The organism is Erwinia typographi, from assembly GCF_000773975.1.
Lineage (GTDB): Bacteria > Pseudomonadota > Gammaproteobacteria > Enterobacterales > Enterobacteriaceae > Erwinia > Erwinia typographi.
Map to the genome: position 1 here is coordinate 1 of NZ_JRUQ01000018.1, position 15,612 is coordinate 15,612.

Annotated in this window: 15 protein-coding genes; all 15 read right to left on the reverse strand. The window is 56.1% G+C overall.

Features of this window, described 5'->3' with window-relative positions; all coding sequences use genetic code 11:
- Positions 1-251, reverse strand: a 251-nt coding sequence (locus NG99_RS04015) for a contractile injection system protein, VgrG/Pvc8 family (protein ID WP_034888673.1), incomplete at its 3' end; no start/stop codon positions are given.
- A gap of 59 nt (positions 252-310) precedes the next feature.
- On the reverse strand, positions 311-1,780 hold the full coding sequence (locus NG99_RS04020) for a serine/threonine protein kinase (RefSeq protein WP_034888676.1): 1,470 nt from the start codon (positions 1,778-1,780) through the stop codon (positions 311-313).
- Between the two features lie 28 nt (positions 1,781-1,808).
- Complete coding sequence (gene tssH, locus NG99_RS04025) at positions 1,809-4,427, reverse strand: type VI secretion system ATPase TssH (protein ID WP_034888678.1); 2,619 nt, start codon at positions 4,425-4,427, stop codon at positions 1,809-1,811.
- A gap of 76 nt (positions 4,428-4,503) precedes the next feature.
- The gene (gene tssG / locus NG99_RS04030) at positions 4,504-5,568 is read right to left on the reverse strand and encodes a type VI secretion system baseplate subunit TssG (protein WP_034888680.1); all 1,065 of its coding nucleotides are present in this window, start codon (positions 5,566-5,568) and stop codon (positions 4,504-4,506) included.
- The gene (gene tssF, locus NG99_RS04035) at positions 5,565-7,442 is read right to left on the reverse strand and encodes a type VI secretion system baseplate subunit TssF (protein ID WP_034888682.1); all 1,878 of its coding nucleotides are present in this window, start codon (positions 7,440-7,442) and stop codon (positions 5,565-5,567) included. Before tssF ends, tssG begins: the two co-directional genes overlap by 4 nt.
- 2 nt (positions 7,443-7,444) lie before the next feature.
- Entirely contained in the window at positions 7,445-8,026 is a 582-nt protein-coding gene (gene tssE, locus NG99_RS04040; RefSeq protein ID WP_052130547.1) for a type VI secretion system baseplate subunit TssE, read from the reverse strand.
- Positions 8,023-8,847, reverse strand: coding sequence for a type VI secretion system accessory protein TagJ (locus NG99_RS04045; protein WP_034888684.1), 825 nt, complete (start codon positions 8,845-8,847; stop codon positions 8,023-8,025). Before NG99_RS04045 ends, tssE begins: the two co-directional genes overlap by 4 nt.
- Positions 8,848-8,871: 24 nt before the next feature.
- Positions 8,872-9,906, reverse strand: coding sequence for a hypothetical protein (locus NG99_RS04050; RefSeq protein ID WP_034888686.1), 1,035 nt, complete (start codon positions 9,904-9,906; stop codon positions 8,872-8,874).
- Between the two features lie 18 nt (positions 9,907-9,924).
- A complete protein-coding gene (locus tag NG99_RS04055; protein WP_034888938.1) occupies positions 9,925-10,719 on the reverse strand; it encodes a PP2C family protein-serine/threonine phosphatase in 795 nt (264 codons plus the stop codon).
- On the reverse strand, positions 10,719-12,758 hold the full coding sequence (tagH, locus tag NG99_RS04060; RefSeq protein WP_034888689.1) for a type VI secretion system-associated FHA domain protein TagH: 2,040 nt from the start codon (positions 12,756-12,758) through the stop codon (positions 10,719-10,721). The genes NG99_RS04055 and tagH overlap by 1 nt, the downstream gene beginning before the upstream one ends.
- 83 nt (positions 12,759-12,841) lie before the next feature.
- Positions 12,842-13,390 (reverse strand): hypothetical protein, encoded by a 549-nt coding sequence (locus NG99_RS27455; RefSeq protein WP_052130548.1) that lies wholly within the window; start codon positions 13,388-13,390, stop codon positions 12,842-12,844.
- A gap of 77 nt (positions 13,391-13,467) precedes the next feature.
- Entirely contained in the window at positions 13,468-13,827 is a 360-nt protein-coding gene (locus NG99_RS04070) for a hypothetical protein (protein WP_232298163.1), read from the reverse strand.
- Between the two features lie 75 nt (positions 13,828-13,902).
- Positions 13,903-14,262, reverse strand: coding sequence for a T6SS amidase immunity protein Tai4 family protein (locus NG99_RS04075; RefSeq protein WP_034888691.1), 360 nt, complete (start codon positions 14,260-14,262; stop codon positions 13,903-13,905).
- Between the two features lie 53 nt (positions 14,263-14,315).
- A complete protein-coding gene (locus tag NG99_RS04080; RefSeq protein ID WP_408606389.1) occupies positions 14,316-14,651 on the reverse strand; it encodes a T6SS amidase immunity protein Tai4 family protein in 336 nt (111 codons plus the stop codon).
- 88 nt (positions 14,652-14,739) lie between these two features.
- Positions 14,740-15,291 carry a hypothetical protein gene (locus tag NG99_RS04085; protein ID WP_034888694.1) on the reverse strand — a complete coding sequence of 184 codons (552 nt, stop codon included), beginning with the start codon at positions 15,289-15,291 and terminating at the stop codon, positions 14,740-14,742.
- Between the last annotated feature and the right edge of the window lie 321 nt (positions 15,292-15,612).

Below are 15,612 nucleotides of genomic sequence, written 5' to 3' on the forward strand. Positions count from 1 at the left end.
GTGCCGCTCAGCTCCGTGCTGCCTACCGTCACCCGGGTGATTTTCCCGTTCAGGTAGCGGGTGCCCATCAGGCTCTGGGTGGGAATGGAAACGGTAATCGGCTGGCCCAGCAGCGCTTTGCGCTCAATGCGCGCGTCGGTGCTCAGCAGCTGGACGGAGATTTCAAAGGCGCTGGAGAGCGCTTCGGTGCCGTCCAGTTTCCAGAACAGCAGGCCTTCTGTCGGTAGTTGAACCGTGATGCGATCAAGCATGGTGATTTCCCTGAAAGACTGCGCCCGGCCGGCAGATGCGCCGGGCTGATTGTTGAAGATTAACTTTGCGGATTAAGCAGCCACACGCCTTCGCGATCGACGGTGATACTCTGGTCGCGCGTGTGGCCGTTATTGCTGATGCTGAAGCGATAGTCGCCCGGCGGCAGTTGCAGCATGGCAAAGCCGTTAGGGGAAGGGACCAGCGCCTGCGGATTCCCGTTCATCGCGACCTGATCGCCCGGCAGCAGCTTGATATAGACCTGAGCAACCGGTTCTGGCGGCGGCGGTGGCGCGGCGGCAGGCGTCGTGGCGGCTCCGCTGGACTGCGAGTTTGCCGGTGCGGCATCAGCCGTCGCCGTCGGTGACTGTGAGGCCGCCGGAGTGGCTTCAGCAGCGGATGGCGCTTTCGCTGGAGCGGTGGCTGCGGTTTGCGGCTGGCTCTCGCTGCCGCCTCCGGCAATCATAGCGCCCACGCCGATACCCACCAGCACGCCAGCGGCAATCAGCCCCGGCACGATAAAGCGTTTCAATGGCGTGGCAGCCTTGTCGGCAACCTCTTCTACCTGTTCAACCGGCACCATCATCGTGCCTGGCCTGCTGACCTTCACCTCGTGGATATCGTTGATATCGGTGGGTGAAAGCTCCATCAGTCCGGCAAACTCGTCAACGGTTTGCGGACGATCTTCTGGCTGAAGCGCCAGCGCGCGGTCAACCGCATTAAGCAGCGCCAGCGAGTAGCCGAACGGCTGCCGCTTGATCAGCGGCTGATAGTTATCTTCAATGCTGCGCACCACGCTGACCGGCGGCGGTGAACCGACAATCAGCGTATGCAGTACGGCGCCGAGCGCATAGATATCGGTCCAGGTTCCCTGCTCGCTTTCGTTATCGTCGCTGTACTGCTCAATCGGCGCGAAGCCGGGCTTAAGCATGGTTTCGGTCTCGTCGGAGAGGTTGCCGATAGCCTTACGCGCGGAGCCAAAGTCCAGCAGCACCGGCACGCCGTTCTCCTGAATCTGGATATTATCCAGCGAGATATCACGGTGCAGGTAGCCTTCCTGGTGAATGGTGTTGATCGCCCCAAACAGCGGCGGCAGCATGGTGCGGATCCAGGCCTCGCTGACCATCTCCGGGCGCTGCTGATGGAGATGAGAAAGCGTGGTGCCGGTATAAAATGCCGTGCCCATATAGGCCGTGTCGTTCTGTACCCAGAAGCGCAGAACGTGCAGCAGGTTCGGGTGATTGAAGCGGGCCAGCAGGCGCGCCTCCTGAATAAAGCTATTAAGTCCGGCATGGAACGTTTTGCTGAAACGCTCGCTGCGCAGCACCAGCGTCAGGTCGTCACTACGGACGGCCAGCGAAGCTGGCATAAACTCCTTGATGGCAATGGTTCGCTCAAGCTGGTGATCCCAGGCGCGATAGACAATGCCAAAGCCGCCACCGCCAATCACTTCCTTGATTTCAAACTCGTTAAAACGGTAGCCCACCGGTAAGGCGTTCGGGACTGCGCGCGGATTATCGTGTTCTGACATATTGGACAACTCTCTGATAGTGACGGGCCTAAGCCTCGAACTGACACTGGAATTCGCCCTGCTGTAGGGTCACACGCAGGCGGCGATACTGTTCATCCTGCGCGCTGGCGGTGAGCAACATCTGGCTCATCTGCGGCAGCAGGGTATTCGTAAGGATGGCGTCGACCATGCGGCCGCCGGATTCAACTTCGGTGCAGCGCTGCACAACCTGAGCAATCACGCTGTCATCCACCTCGGAAACAATGCCGTGGTTCTGCTCAAGCCGACGCTGGATACGTTTAAGCTGCAAACGCACAATGCTGGCGAGCATTTCGTCGCTCAGCGGGTAATAGGGCACCACCAGCAGGCGACCGAGTAAAGCCGGAGGGAAAACTTCCAGCAGCGGCGGACGCAGCGCGCCTGCCAGCGCTTCCGGTTCAGGCATCAGCTCGGGATCGGCGCACATGGCGCTGATAAGCTGCGTACCAACGTTCGAGGTCAGAATAATAATGGTGTTGCGGAAGTCGATATGCCGCCCCTCGCCATCCTCCATCCAGCCTTTATCGAACACCTGGAAAAAGATCTCATGCACATCCGGGTGCGCTTTTTCGATCTCGTCCAGCAGCACCACGCTGTAAGGGCGTCGACGAACGGCTTCAGTCAGCACGCCGCCTTCGCCATAGCCCACGTAGCCCGGTGGTGCGCCCTTAAGGGTGGAAACGGTGTGCGCTTCCTGGAATTCGCTCATATTGATGGTGATGATATTCTGCTCGCCGCCGTACAGAGTTTCCGCCAGCGCCAGCGCGGTTTCGGTTTTACCAACGCCTGACGGGCCACACAGCATAAATACGCCGACCGGTTTGTTCGGGTCGTCCAGCCGGGCGCGGGACGTGCGGACGCGTTTAGCAATCAGGTCCAGGCCGTGACGCTGACCAATCACGCGCTCGTTAAGGGTGTCGGCCAGCTTCAGCACCGCGTCGATTTCGTTTTTCACCATGCGGCCCAGCGGGATGCCGGTCCAGTCGGAGACGACCGCAGCCACCACGTTGGCATCGACGGCGGCAAACAGCAGCGGGGCCTCGCCCTGAAGATCTTTCAGCTGCTGCTGACGCTCCTTCAGCGTTTGGTGCAGGCTGGCAACCTCTTCAGCGTCGGCTGTGTCTTCATGCAGTTGCGCACGCAGCGCAATAATGCCATCCACCAGCTCACGCTCTTGCTGCCAGCGCGCGGTCAGCGCTTCTGACCGTTCGGTAAGGTCTGCCAGCTGTTCGTCGAGCGCCTCAACGCGCGCGCTGTCGCCAATACCGACCTTCAGCTCACGTCCGGCAATCTCTTTTTCAATCTCCAGCGCCTGAATGCGGTGCAGACAATCTTCCAGCTGCGGGGGCTGAGCGCTCTGGCTGACGGCCACGCGCGCGCAGGCGGTATCCAGCAGCGCCACCGCCTTGTCCGGCAGCTGGCGGGCAGGAATATAGCGGTGGGAAAGTTTCACCGCCGCCGCAACGGCCTCGTCCAGCAGCAGCACGCGGTGGTGTTTCTCCAGCGGGCTGACGGTACTGCGCAGCATCAGCAGCGCTTTCTCTTCATCCGGTTCATGCACCTGCACGGTCTGGAAACGGCGGGTCAGCGCGGGATCTTTCTCAATATATTTTTTGTATTCAGCCCAGGTCGTTGCACCGATGGTACGCAGCTGACCGCGGGCCAGAGCCGGTTTCAACAGGTTCGCCGCATCGCCCGTCCCCTGCTGTCCCCCCGCGCCGATCAGCGTGTGGATCTCGTCGATAAACAGGACGATCGGCGTTGGGCTGGACTGCACTTCGTTGATTAATGCCTGAAGGCGCGCTTCAAACTCGCCCTTCATCCCGGCACCGGCTTGCAGCATGCCAATGTCCAGCAGCCACAGCTGAACATCCTGTAAGGGCTGCGGCACATCGCCTGCGGCAATCCTCAGCGCCAGGCCTTCCACTACCGCCGTTTTCCCAACGCCCGCCTCGCCCGTCAGCAGCGGATTGTTCTGGCGACGCCGCATCAGGATGTCGACCATCTGGCGGATTTCTTCATCACGTCCCGCGACCGGATCAATTTTGCCTTCGCGCGCCCGCGCGGTCAGGTCCTGAGCATACTGCGCCAGCGTGCCTTTCTGCGGTGGAGGCGTACCGGCTTCAGCGGGCGCAGCGGCAAGCTGCTGCTGCTCTTTGCTGTTGGCAAAAACGGTATCAAACTGTTCGAGCAGCGCATCGGCGCTGATGCGGCTAAACTGCGGGGAAATACCTTTCAACAGGTTGGTGAGGTTGAAGGTTTTCAGCATGGCGATCAGCAGATGGCCGCCGCGGATCTTCTGTACGCCAAACTTCAGCGAGCCATAAACCCAGGCGCGCTCCACCGCGCTGTCGATGTGTTCCGACAGATCGGAGACTGCGCTGGCCCCCCGGGGCAGACGATCCAGCGCCGCAACGATATCCCGCGTGAGTGCCTCTTCGTCCAGTGAAAAGTAACGGATCAGCTGCTGTAAATCGCCCTCCTGCTGCTGCATCAGCTGATGCAGCCAGTGCACCAGCTCTACGTAAGGGTTGCCGCGCAGCTTACAAAACGCGGTGGCACTTTCCAGCGAGGTAAATAACAGCGTGTCCAGTTTGCCGAACAGTACGGCGCGGCTGATTTCTGACATGGTTTTTCTCAGTAAGTTAGAGGCTGTAAATAAGTTGGATGACCAGAAGCGAACATCTCTTGCCGTTTATTGCTTGTTACACGCCGGTACTTTCAAGCGGTTCCGGGCTGAAGGTGAGATCTTTACGCGGCCGGGGCTCGGCCTGATGGCCCAACCAGCCGTTGAAGCCTAATCGGGCCGGACCGCCCAGCGTCACGCCCTTTACGTCCTCCGCCGCCAGAATCAGGCGCACGTCCCAGACGTATTCAATACCGAGATACTGCCGCACCCAGTCGCGCAGTTGCTCCGCCCAGGACTGACCGGGCAAAAACTGGTTATAGCTTTCCAGCCTCAGCGGCCCCAGCTCAATGCGGAACTTGTGCTGCACGTCGCGGACGGCGATCCCCAGGAAGGCAGACTGCCCAAGCGTTGGCATTCGCCTGCCGGCGCCGAGCTGGGCGCGTTCTCGCCGGTCAATCGGCTGCCAGTGCGGCACGTTTTCCACCAGCGTGACCGGCACCTTGAAGTAGTAGCTGAGGATTTTTTGCAGCCCTTCAGCATCCCGCCCGTGGCGGGTCAGATGACCGGCAACGGCGTAGCGCGCGTGGTCGCTCAGGCTTCCCTTCGCCAGCTGTGTCGGTTGGCCCATGCCGATCAGGCTCGCCAGATAGCGCTCAAAGTGATGGGCATCATCCCTGTCCAGCGACACCGTCGGCTGCGCATCTGCCCAGGCGCGATAAAACAGCAGCGTCAGCCGGTGGTGAAACAGATCGGCGAACGCGCTCAGGCTGCTGTCCTGGTGGTGATAAATCCGCTCGCGCGCATATTCGGTCAGGTGTACCGGCAGCGGACCGTTCGGACCGAACAGGCCAAAGCTGAGGATCGAAACGTCATGCAGCGGACTGTTTTCGCGCGCGCTGGCTTTAGCCAGCGTAGACGGCGCGAAGGCCAGCGAGGGCTCCTGCCCGATACGCAGAGGTTCATGGCGGGGCAGCGGAGCGCGCCCAAGCGGATAGCGCTCGCCGCCCTGCGCATCCAGCCGACGCAGCATCTGGAACAGATCGTAGCGCCAGGGCGCCAGCGTCACGCCCTGCCAGAATTGCTCTGGCAGCCGCTGGACTTTATGGATCTTCAGTTCCTGCTTTGCCGTCGCCTGGCTCATATCAACGCCCTTTTACCCATGCGCGGCGACCAGTATCCCACCTCACCGCGCTGCTGACTGGTCAGCGTCACTTCGGTAAAGGCGTTCATCGCCACCAGCCGTGAAAATACTCGCTCCAGCACGCTGCCCAACAGCCACGGGCTGGAACCGGAGAAGGCCTGCTCGTCCACGCGCAGCTCAATGCCAATGCCGCGAGCAAAGACGATCGGACCGGGCTCCGGCACCCGGCGATAAACCGGCTTCAGCTGGCAGTGACGAATGCCGTCAATCTGCCGGGCAACCGGCGCTTCGGCCAGGTTGGCATACAGGCCCAGCAGCTGGCGCAGCGCCGAGGCGCCCTGCCCGTCATCGCTGTCCATCAGGCTGAGATAGTTCATCTGTAGATGACTGATCAGCCGCCAGGTGGTCAGCCCTTCCGCCAGCGCCGGGCGCGGCGGCGTCGGTCCCTTCTTCAGGGTAAGCTGCCCGACAGGGATAGAGTCCGGCATCATAAAGTTGCCCTGATCCTGCTGGAGCAGCATCAGCGGCAGATCGCGGCTGGTACACATCACTTCGGCCGTCAGGTGGCGCAGGTCATCGCTCCAGGGCGAATGGCGTTCATCCACCAGCGACAGAAACACCTCCGAGCCAACGTAGCCGGTACGCGTGCCGTAGCGCTGGGCACGTTCCGACAGCGTGCGCTGTTCGCGACGCAGGGAGAAATAGGCTCCGTAATCCCCTCGGTCCTGGCTGAAAGTACTCCAGAACGGACGGAAAATTTGCTCATCACGGCTCTTGTCGCTGGTGGCATACAGCCTTTGCACCGAGAAGATTTCATAGTCCAGCGGACGAATATTATCAACCACCAGATGGTACTCATGGACGCTGTCGCTGATTTTCTGCCGCTCTGCCGTTTTGGGGAACAGGTTGATCACCGGCGTGCAGTGCAGGGACAGATGGCTTTTATCAATGACCCTTTCCAGCGCGGCGTCGGCTTTATCCAGCAGCAGCACGATTTCAAATTCTTTTACGCCCGGTCCGCATTTGCCCAGAATGCCGCGCAGCTGGCTGATGCTGATGAACTGGAAGCGCGCCGGAAACGCAAAGTATTCCTGTAGCAGACGGTAGCCGTCAAAATTACGCAGATCGTTCGGCAGCAGCGCCTGATCGGGCGAAAAACCTTCCTGTTTCAGCGCATCGTCGCTTAACACCACCCGCTGCGGTCTGGCCTCCACGGTCTGACAGAAGCTGCCGACCGCGTGCTGCATTATCAGCTCCAGCAGCTGCTGCGCCTGAATATCCGGGCCGCTGAGGAAGAACATCAGATCGTCAAACGTCAGATGATTAAGAGAAACATCGCTAAAACAGCCGAGGCGAATACGCAGCGCGCTGGCCGCCCCGCGCTGGCTCAGGCCCATTGGCCCCAGCGGGATATCGGCAGGCACGCCGCCCAGCTCGACGCTTTTAATCACGATCGGCTGTAACATCACGTCGTGTGCGGTGGTATAGCTACAGGTGACGCCGCTTTTTTTCAGGGTCTGGCTGTCCATCATGGTGCCGCGCGGCACCAGGAAGCCGCTGCTGATATCACCCTTTTTGCTGTCGGGATGCAGTTCAGCAATCGCCATTGAGGGCGTCGGCGAGAGGTAGTTCGGCGCAATCATCTCCAGCATCCGCTGAGAGAAGCGCGGAAACTCAGCATCCATTTTTAGCTGCACGCGGGAGGTCAGGAAGGCAAAGCCCTCCATCAGCCGCTCGACGTACGGATCGGCCACGTCAATCCCGCGCATTCCCAGCCTTCCGGCCACTTTTGGGTAGCGCTCCGCAAACTCGGCCCCCATTTCGCGCAGGTAAGCCAGTTCACGGTTGTAATAATCGAGCAGTTTGCTGTCCATGATTACCCTACGTCTTTAAACTCAAAATGGCCGTTTTCCAGGTCAACATCGGTGCGGAAGAGGAACTCCAGCGGATAAGGCACGCACCACAGCCGCCCTTTAATTTCAATCGACAGGACGTTATGCAGGTTGAGCGAGTGAGTGTCGGAAATGCAGCGCACCTGAAGTCCGACGGGCATAATACGCGGCTCAAAATTCAGGATGGACTGGGTGAGCTTGCGCTGCACGTCATGCCATTCAATATCGGACATCCGCTGCCCTGCTAGCGGCGCCACGCCGTAGTTCAGCACCGAACGCAGTACCTGATCGAACGGCTCCAGATCCTGCTGCACTTCGTTATTAATGCTGTTGAACAGCCACTGCAAATCTCTGAGCACGTTGCGGCGGAGCGCGCTGTGAGAGATCACCGTGCTGCTGGCGGACTCCTGCTTCTTATCCGGCGCATTGTCCGTCAGCCTGTCCAGCAGCGAGGGCTGCATTTTGTCGCGCGCGTTTAGCGCATCCTGCTTGTTACGATGCCGGTAGCCGCCGCGAAGCATTTCGCTCCCCTGCTGCGACTGGTTCAGATCGAAGTCATTGCTCATAGCGCCTCGTCTTCGGCGAAGGTCAGCACTTCCAGGCTCAGCAGCGGATAGTCTGCATCGCCGCTTAGCCAGGTTTTCTGCCCCTGACCGGTAAACTGTACCCCGGCGCGATCCAGCGGCTGCCACTCTGTCACGCTGGCCAGACGCAGCGCGTCCGGCGCCTCGGCATCAAACGGGTAACGTACCGGGATCTGGCACACCTGCTCGCTGCCGTCGATCAGCCTTACCGAGGTATGACACCAGACCAGATCGGTCACGCTGACCGGAGCCTTGAAGCGCAGTTCGCTGATGGCGCCGAACGGCAGCCACGTATAACGCCCGTTGACGATCAGTTCACAGACCGGCCCCAGACGGCCATCGCCATCAATCAGCCACTCCAGCGCCTGTACCTGGTCATTCTCCCGCAGCTTAACCACGCCCGGATTGACCTCGGCCGCATCGAAGGCGGCAGCGCGAAGCTCCTCCGCCAGCTCGCTCTTGCCCGCGGCATCGGCATTCAGCGCGCTCAGCAGGCCTTCCGCCCAGTTGAACGCTTCCCCCGGCATTGTTGGCGCGGCCTGACCGGCAAATACGGCGGCACGCTGCACTTCTCCGGCCACCGCCTGCTCCAGCAGCGTCACCGTGGGTTTCGCCTGCGGCTTTAGCGCTCCCCAGGATTTCAGCTGGGTGCTGGCGCGCGTCCAGTTTCCCGCCAGGCACAAAAGCTGCACAAAGGCCGCGCGCAGATCGGCATCAGCCGGACGGCTTTTGATTTCACCTTCAACGCGGGCAAGGGTTTCCGCCAGAGAGGCACCGGACATCAGGGTAGTGAGGGAATTCATAGATTTTCCTTTGACCAGCAGAGACTAGTTAATCGTGCGGAACGCGCCGGCGGCCGGATCTTTCAGCTGTGGATGCAGCGCTTCCACCAGCTTGATGGTCAGCGAGTTCTTATCCGCCAGATAAGGCGTCCAGACTTTGCGTACCTCATTGAGGCGAGCCTTGACCTCACTCTCGTCGCGGGCCTGCTCCGGGCTGATTTGCACCACCACCGTACCGCTGGATTTCCAGCCGTTAACGGCAGGATCGAACGGCACCACCATCCAGCTTTGCGGCGATGTCTCATCGCTGAGTACCATCCGCTCGTTGTTAACCGTGGTAATTTGTACATCACTGCTGAGCGCTTTGCTGGTCAGCCCGGAAACCGGGAAGCCCTGCAGGAAAGTCATGCGCAGGTGCTTTGCAGCCCCTTTACCTATCTGCGCAATCTGGCTTTCGCCGCTTAGCCAGCCGTCGCCACCGCAGGTCACGCCGCCCTTAGCGGGAACGAACAGCGCGCTGGTCTGGCTGTTGTTGCGGAAATAGGTGCGGAAGTGGCAGCCATCCATCAGGCTGAACTGCACCCAGGGCGTAGTATCCGCTGGCGGCGAAAGATCTTCGGCGGCTACGACAGGCGGAGCTGGCGGGGCCGGTGGCGCTGATGGGGCCGCAGGCGTTGACTCAGCCGATGGGGCAGCAGCAGGCGCCGTTTCAGCAACAGCGGGCGCTTCGGGCGCGACCTGAACCGCCCATGACTGCGCTTTAGCTGCCGTGCCGTGCGCCAGCGCCTTGCCATTAGCGTCGTTCATCTGCCAGTTGATGGACTCCATTTTGCCACACTGATGTTGCAACAGGCTGCCCACGCGCGGCAGAAAACCTTTCAACACCTCAGGTTTTTTATTGCCTTTCGCTACGATGCGCAGCGGCAGTTCGCTGCTACACCAGCTGGCCGCATCTTTACTTTTGACGTTGTCGATCCAGATATCCAGCTTCTGCGTTGGGGACGACACCACGAGATAATCCTGCGCCCAGGCGTTAGACGCGATAAGCAGAGAGAGCGCACCTGATAGCCAATATTTCATATAAGTCCTTTAAGGCTGTTAATCACGAAGAGGGAAAAACTGGGCTGCCTGCGAAAGCGAATGCAGCAGCGTGGTGTCCTGCGGATCGCCAACCCAAACCGCGACGGCGCTGTAGTTGTCCTGGCTGACGTTAGCTTGCTGCTCGTTTTTACGAATCACTTCCTGCATCAGGGTCAGCCATTCGTCCGGGGTGTTCACCATATGCAGCGACTGCTGCATGTTCTCCTGGGAGAGTCCGTGCCAGAAGCCGTCGGTGCACAGCAAAAAAGCGTCGCCGTCTTCAATCGGCACCACGTCGCTGTAGCTGGCGTCCCGCTCTTCATCGCCCATGCCAAGGGCAAAATAGAGCAGGTTGCTGTTGATCCCTTCCGTCTGATGCCCGGCATCTTTCATCTGCTGGATCAGGCTGTGATCGGTAGTGACGTGATAGAGATAGCCACGGCGAAACAGATAAAGGCGGCTGTCGCCCGCATGTGCCCAGTAGGCCAGCTCGTAATCCCTGTCGATAAACAGGCTGACCAGCGTGGTGCCCATGCGGCTGTAGTCGGTGACCGCTTTCTGCTGCTGGCGGATAGCGCCGTTGGCTTCGTTGACGTAGCGCCGGATGCTCTGTGCATCCAGATGCTGGTCGCCGTTGAAACGCTCGAGAATGGTGTTCCGAGCAAGCGTCGCGGCAACGTCGCCGCCCGGCAGCCCCGCAACGCCATCGCAAACCACAAAGCAGGCCGACCGCTCGCCGATATGCTCGCCGGTCTGGTCCTGATTGCTTTCGCGTGCTCCCTGATTCGACATAGAGGCAATGGTGATATTCATCATTCTTCCGATCTGATTTGAGAGTCTTTGTACTGGTTCACTTCCATGTCATAGGCATGCAAAAACGCCTCGCCGAACAGGGTATGGAAGTCATCCTCTATTTCACCGGCGGTTTCGCCATAGCGCCTGGTGAAATGTTCCCACAGCGCGGCTTTGCGGCTGCTGGGCAGAGAAAGTCGGGAAGTCACCCCTTCCTGCTTCGCCTCCTCTTCCAACTGCTGAGGATTGAAGGATTGCAGCATCGAGGCGATGATCGCGCGGATACCGGCGATCATCCCGAGCTGGTGAGCCTGTAAATCGACCAGCGCATCACGCACCGACTGCTTGGGCGGCATAAAGCCCGGCATCCGGCTGCCAAACATCTGCATCAGCACGGATTTGCCCGACGGCAGCAGCTTGAAGGGGTTGTTCGCTTCATCAAGGATCACCGTCATTTCCGCCTTCACGCCGCGCTTGAGGATCGAGCGGGAAGAGAGCAGCGCCACCGTTCCCTGAGAGAACATGCTGAGCATCTGTCCCAGCTCCTGCATCGAGTCACGATCGAAACGCGGCGTGGGTTGCAGATCGCCGAGTCCCATGCCGCTGGTCAACGCCTCCAGTAGCTCGCCATCCAGTATCTGGCCGCTGGCGGAGGTTGTGGACTGCTGCGCAGCGTTGTTTGCCACCGGATCGATACGCAGGCGCCCCTTCGGCGGCGGCGTGTTGCTGCGAGCCACGGCCTGAGGGGTTGGCAGCGTGATACCGCCGTAGTCCGGCTGCGCGGCGCTGGTTTCAGCAGGAAGTTCATCGAACAGCGGCGAGTCGGCGAGCGGTGAAGCCTGCTGCGCGTCGTCTGGCTGCCGATCAGATAACGGGGAGCCGACAGGCTGCCCGTTCAACTGGGAAGCGTCCTGTCCGGCACTCGCCTCTGCGCGGGAACGGTTCTGCGAAGGCGTCGGCTCAGGATGTTCAGCAAACAGCGGCGACGATGAAAGATCCTGCGGCGTGTCGTCAAACAGCGATGACGACTGCGACTGGGCTGGCTTATCAGTGAAAAGATCGAAATCACTGTCCGGCGCTTTTGGTACGGGCGGCACGATCGTCTGCTGAGGAGGCTGCCCGGTGACCGGACGAGGGCTTATCTCGTCGGGCGGCGTGAGCGGCACGGCGTTACCCATCATCAGGCCCAACGGGTCGTCGCTGTTCTGCCGGGCAGGCGCACCGCCGCCGTTGCCGCCAAACAGCGCCAGCGGATCGAGCTCATCCTTGCCCTTATTCACCGGCTGCGGCTTAGCGGACGGCTGCTGCATTAGCGTGCTGGGCGTGCTGTCTTCAAAGATGCTGTCCTGCTTAAACAGCGCGTCATCATTGTTAAACAGCGAATCTGGCGTTTGATCCCGGCGGTCGAAATTCAGCGTATCCGGCTTAGCGGCGAACTGCGCCAGCGGATCGGCAGGATTGCGGTCAGGCGCCGGGGCTTCGGTTAGCGGATTATCGCTGCTCTGCTGCGGCCTGCTGCGGCTGGAGAGACTATCGGTAATCGAAAACTCCTGCGCCAGGCTGTCCCAGATTTCACTGGGAATAGCCGCCGTCGGTTTTTCTTTTTCGCTAGCGGTCGGCGCAGGTTGCGCCGCAGCGGGCTGTGGCGCTGAAGGTGCAGCCCCAGCTTGCGTAGCCGCATTTTGCGTGGCGGCTCTGGGCGCGGACGGTCTTGCCACAGCAGCGGCAGCAGGCTGCGCGCCGGTGGACAGATCGTTCACCAGCAGGCGGTATTCATCAATGCTGAGGATGTCCCCGTCTTGTAAATCCACCTGGCGGCCCCGCTCCAGCGGGATATCATTCAGGTGTACCAGCGTCACGTTACCGCGATTGGTAATACGGCATTCGCCATCGGCGGTAATGTGCACAATGGCCTGGAGACGGGAAATGGTGCGGTTATCATCTGGCAGCACCAGATTATTATCAGCACCGCGGCCGATAGTACCGCCCGGCGGCATAAAATCACAGCTACCCTGCGGCGGTTGATGATCCGGTTTAATCGCTATTATCGTGAATCGCATAACGTTTTCCTGCATTGGATTTATTCGGCATTCAAGCCTCGCGGCTTTTTGATAAAAGCATCGGGGTTTGAAGGCTGAGGAATTTATTTTAAATAAGCATCTTTTAACTCTTTAATAGTTTTATAGCCTGATGAACCAATTTTATTGGTCAACTCTTTATCTAATTCAATATCACCTTTTGGTCTAATGACCGTGAAAATTATCGCCTCATTAGCAATTGAATTGGGAGAGGCAGCCTCATAAATGACCGCAATCTTAATATTCTTATCATTTTTATTTGAGATAATACCGACTACCCTGGTTTGGTAACATACTTCTGCTTCCCAGTCATCAAAACCAATTGTAGGAATAATTGTTTTAACGACAGGAGTTTTCTCTGACCAACCTATGAAGCAAACATTGTCATCATGGGTATTGAATCCCCTGCCAGCTATAAATATACCAACGGCCTTGCCATTTTCAGTAAGAGTAAAGCTCTGTTTCTCCAGAGGAGTACCCCCCTCGATAGAATGTTTTATCGATTCATTATAAATTAATTTTTCATAAGGCCTGACATTCACTGGCGTCAGTAATATTCCGGCATTGGCATAAAAAGACAAGGCGATAAGTAACAATGTAAATAATTTTTCCATTTAAGCTCTATCCTGTTAGCTACTTATATCATCCCGATAATTCAGTAAGAATCACCAGGATGTTTTCCATATTCTTCTCAGGGTTGCAACAGGGAAAGGTTACCGTCTTCTGGATCGTCCTTATCACTGAGCATCTGCCTGGTTTTTTGGTCAACATAGACGCTAAACAAACGATGCTGGATCTGCGGATCGCCAGCGCATTTACCACCATGCTTTTCCATCACATCCACCAGATCCATGCCTTTCTCAGCATCTTTGGTGAACAGATAGTCAGTACAGGCAGGATCGCTGACCAGTTTCTCTTTCTCAACGGTAGTCTTAACCTGCTTAATCACCGGATTGGCGGCAGGCGCAGAAGTTGCTTCAGCGCAGCCTGCTACCAGCAATAATGAAGCAATCAGGCAGCCTTTGAATTTGGATTCAACCATTCTGTTCATATAGCATCCATACATCACCGTCTGACATGTAATTTATCTCCCATCAACCACTTTTTGGCCTGACGACAGAACACATCATTTATAATATTTTTTGAAAATAGCGTTTGACTCTTTACTCTTAGAAACCAGCGTACACTTCAAAATATTAAAATCGCCACCGCCGCTACCAGAGAAATTCAACTTCAAATAATTATCAATTAGAACATCTCCATCATGGAAAGCATCAATCGATAACCGACTAACTTCAAGCCATGCAGATGCACTTTTGCGTGCATCATTTTTTAAATCTTCACTGGCATCTAACTTTCCTATACATCTACTTAGTAACCAGTTACTAAAGACGTCTGATTGCTTAAAAGAATCCATTGCAGGAGGCGTAATATCAAAAACCAGTGGAGGAAATATCAAGATTAAAATAATTGCTATTTTTTTCATTTCAGAACCTAAAGCGAAGCAGCAATAATATTCCTCATAAAAATCAAAACATCCTAATTATCTTCTTTTCCCTGGAATTTTTTTACAAGTTCATCAAGTTCATTGCTGTGATAAAAATCAATACATTTCGCTAAAATCATTGACTCTCCATACTGGCTAGTATATTTCTCAGACAAAAATTTTCGGCCTAAGGTTCTCACAGCAGTATGAGCTGACAAAGAGTAATCACCAAATTCCACATAGCCTCTGGCAGCAGCAGCGGCATCATTTTTTACTTCCTTAGAGGAATAGCCGTCTGAAACACAGGTACTTAAAGCATAATTTTTTAGGTACTGCTCCGGCGTATACTCCACTTTAGCATTAGTTTGTAAAGTGAAGAGCATTGTCATTACTATCAGAATTAAATTTACTTTAGTAATCATATCGAACTCTCGTCAACACCACTACATAGTTATTATCCAAATAACTCTAGCTTCGTTAATTATTCTTATACAACTCTTTTAATTTTTTAAATGTAGCAACATCTTCGGAACCAATTTTACCGGTAAGATTATTGTCCAAAGTCATTTTTTTCGTGGATTTATCTATAGAAAAAACAGCAGATTCCATTGGGTTAGCATTCGGCGATTGCGCATCATAAACAACACCAATTTTTACAAATGGATCTTTTTCATCAGATAAAACGCCAACCGCCACGGTATTATTACAAAGTTCAGCTTCCCAATCATCTTTACCAATGGTGGGGATCAATATGTCGACTTTATCTGGTTTAGTCGCCCACGAGACAAAACATATTTTGGTATCTCGATCGCTGAAGCCCTGACCGGCGATAAAGCTACCTAGCTTTTTTCCATTCACCATGACTGAGAAACTTTGCTTATCCAGCGGTGAACCGCCGTCTATCGAGTATTTTAGAGATTCGTTATAAATTGATTTTTCATAGGGTCTGACATTGACTGGCGTCAGTAATGTTCCGGCATTGGCATAAGAAGACAAGGCGATAAATAACAATACAAATATTTTCTTCATTTAAGCTCCATCCTGTTAGCTACTCATATCATCCCTGAAAAAGGAGAGCATCTCTTTAATATTGCCTTTAGCTGAATCAGAAAACCGATTGGCTTATCATTTTCATTAATTGATATCGACTAACCTGGTCGTTATACCTTGACAAGGAATAAGAAAAATAAATATCATCTAAAAAAATTCCATCTTACCGATTCACGTTGAAATAATCGCTCTACTTCTTAATACAATAACAACCTACAAAATATCATTATCGTACATAATGGTTAAATTTTCCCCATTTCCTATTCCCACCTCACAATATGCACATTTACTTGAGCATTG